General features: G+C 63.6%; 3 protein-coding genes. All 3 read right to left on the bottom strand.

Features of this window, described 5'->3' with window-relative positions:
• Positions 1–80: 80 nt before the first annotated feature.
• Positions 81–989 carry a DMT family transporter gene (locus EN993_RS34795; RefSeq protein ID WP_109662789.1) on the bottom strand — a complete coding sequence of 303 codons (909 nt, stop codon included), beginning with the start codon at positions 987–989 and terminating at the stop codon, positions 81–83.
• Positions 990–1,049: 60 nt separating this feature from the next.
• Positions 1,050–1,937 carry a DMT family transporter gene (locus EN993_RS34800; RefSeq protein WP_127266141.1) on the bottom strand — a complete coding sequence of 296 codons (888 nt, stop codon included), beginning with the start codon at positions 1,935–1,937 and terminating at the stop codon, positions 1,050–1,052.
• A gap of 116 nt (positions 1,938–2,053) precedes the next feature.
• On the bottom strand, positions 2,054–2,338 hold a 285-nt coding region (locus EN993_RS37510), incomplete at its 5' end, for a hypothetical protein (RefSeq protein WP_245469059.1).

Below are 2,338 nucleotides of genomic sequence, written 5' to 3' on the forward strand. Positions count from 1 at the left end.
GGGTTTGGGGGGACTTGGGGATGGCCCGTCGCACCAACAATGCCTGACCCCGATGATGGTTCCGTGACTGTGTCACTTTTTTAAGAAATATTTGACGTCATGCGTTGCGAGCGGGCCATCAGCCAGTCCCGCCCCGCATGGGCAAACACCGCACACAACACGATGGCGCCACCGATCATGCTGGCGGCCGGTGCAATCTCGCCCAGGAACAGGAAGGCAAACAGGATCGCGAATGGCACTTCCGCCGAGCCGAGCAGCCCGGATTCGGCCGGCGGGATGAGCCGCGCGCCCTCCGTCCACAGGATCGAGGAGAGTGCGAAGGACGCGCCGAAAGTGACGAGCAGAACGGCATCCCTTGGCGAAACTGCCAGTGGATCGGTGACGAACCAACCGAGCACAAACAGGAGGAATGCCGAAACCGCGCCGGCCCACACCACCGGCGTGTCGCGGAAGGCGCGCACCATGATCATGTAGAGGCCGCTGCCGATGGTCATCAGCAGTGCCAGTCCATCGCCGAACAGATTGCCGGTGCCGAAGCCGGACCAGACCATGATCGCCACGCCGCACAGCGACACGGCAGCGGCGACCATCGTCTGCAGTCGGAACGGTTCGCGCGTCAGAACCCAGGCCAGCAGTGCCGTGACGAAGGGCGCGGTGGCGTAGATGACGGCGACATTGGCAACGAAGGTGAACTTGAACGCCGAGATGAAGGCGATGCTGGCCAGCGCCCCTTCCACCGCCAGCAGCCAGCCGCGCCAGCCAAGCCGCAGCGTTTCGCGCGTGCCGGAACGGTGACGCCGCCACAGCACATACAGACTGATCAGGATCGCGCCGACAAAGCCGCGCCAGCAGATGATGGTCAATGGGTCGGCATGGATCGACTTTGTCAGAACGCCAGTCAGGCCGAAAACGGCCGCCGAGGACGACACCAGGATGATGCCGAGCGTGCGCTCCGCGGCGGTGTCGATGGCGGCTGCAATGTCAGTCATGCCGCCAGCCTACGCCGCTTGGTCCTGACATCGTAGTGTCAGCAATGATGGTGACCCACATCATAGCCGTTTGCGGAAATGCTCGGTGCCGACGATCAACAGTCCGGCGGCGACGATCAGGGCAGCACCCAGGAACACCTCGCGACGCGGCACGTCACCCCAGATCGCAAACCCAAGCGCGAATGCCCACAACAGCGAGGTGTATTCCAGCGGTGCGAGGACCGAGGCCGGTGTGCGCTTCATGCCTTCGAAGAGGAGGTATTGCGCCAGGCCGCCGAGCGCGCCGACGCTGGCAAGCAGCAGCAACTGGCCCCCGTCCGGCGTCCGCCACCAAAGCAACGCCGGCACCCCCGAAAACAGCAGAAAATAGAAATTGTTGAGCAGGAGCTGGATCATCGAGCGCTCGGCAAGGGCGGTCCTGCGCAAGAGCACGATGGCGATGCCCCACAAAAAGGCGGCCGCCAGCACCAGCAGCACCGGCACGGACAGGCCGAGATGGGTCGGATCGCAAGCGACGAACACGCCGGCAAAGCCGATCAGCACCGCCAGCCAGCGCAGCATCGGCACTTTTTCGCCGAGCATCACCACCGAAAGCACGGTGACGATGATCGGCGCCGCATAATAGACGGTGGTCAGTTCGGCGAGTTGCAGGCTGCGCGCGGCGTTGTAGTAGCAGAGCCAGGCGGCAAGCGTGAAGGCGCTGCGCACCAGCATCGGCCGGACGATCGGCGAGCGCACCGTGTCGGCAAACAGCTGTCGCCCGCCGATCGCCGCGCAGGCGCCCAGAATGGTGATGCTGCGGAAGAACATGATCTGCCAGACGCTCATGCCAACGACCAGCAGCTTGATCGAAGCATCCTGCGTCGAAAACAGGAGATAGGCCGCACCGGTCAGCAGGATGCCGGCAAGAACCCGCTCGCGTGTTTCGAGAATGGCGATATCGGCCATAAGGCGCGTGGGACCAAAATTGCCGGAGCGGCAGTGATGCTGCGAGGAGCGACACGAGGGACCTGGGAATTCAGCTCCCTCGGCACCAAGCTATACGGGCGAAAGTCGGTACAGCGCTACGCCAGCCCCATGCTTGTGTTGGGGCAGGGTTCCATGGCGAGCCGCATTGTCGCAACGCTTATTGCGTCGCCGGGTAAAGCTCCGAAGCGGCCTCTTTCAGGGCGCGCCGACCATCGGATCTGAAATACATCATGTGCCCGCCCTCGACGACATCGAGACGGATAGGCTTGGCATTGGCGAGCGACGGGGATCTGGTTCACCAGGTAGCGCGAGGCGAGGTAAGGCGTGACCAGGTCGGTGTAGCCGTTGACGATCACGACGCCGAGCGAGGGGTTCAGCGA

It is taken from the genome of Mesorhizobium sp. M7D.F.Ca.US.004.01.2.1, assembly GCF_003997785.1.
In the GTDB taxonomy this organism is placed as follows: Bacteria; Pseudomonadota; Alphaproteobacteria; order Rhizobiales; family Rhizobiaceae; genus Mesorhizobium; species Mesorhizobium loti.

What these genes read in the sequence shown, in the direction of transcription:
- EN993_RS34795 (WP_109662789.1), bottom strand. Translation starts at nt 989, where the DNA reads ATGACTGACATTGCAGCCGCCATCGACACCGCCGCGGAGCGCACGCTC.
- EN993_RS34800 (WP_127266141.1), bottom strand. Translation starts at nt 1,937, where the DNA reads ATGGCCGATATCGCCATTCTCGAAACACGCGAGCGGGTTCTTGCCGGC.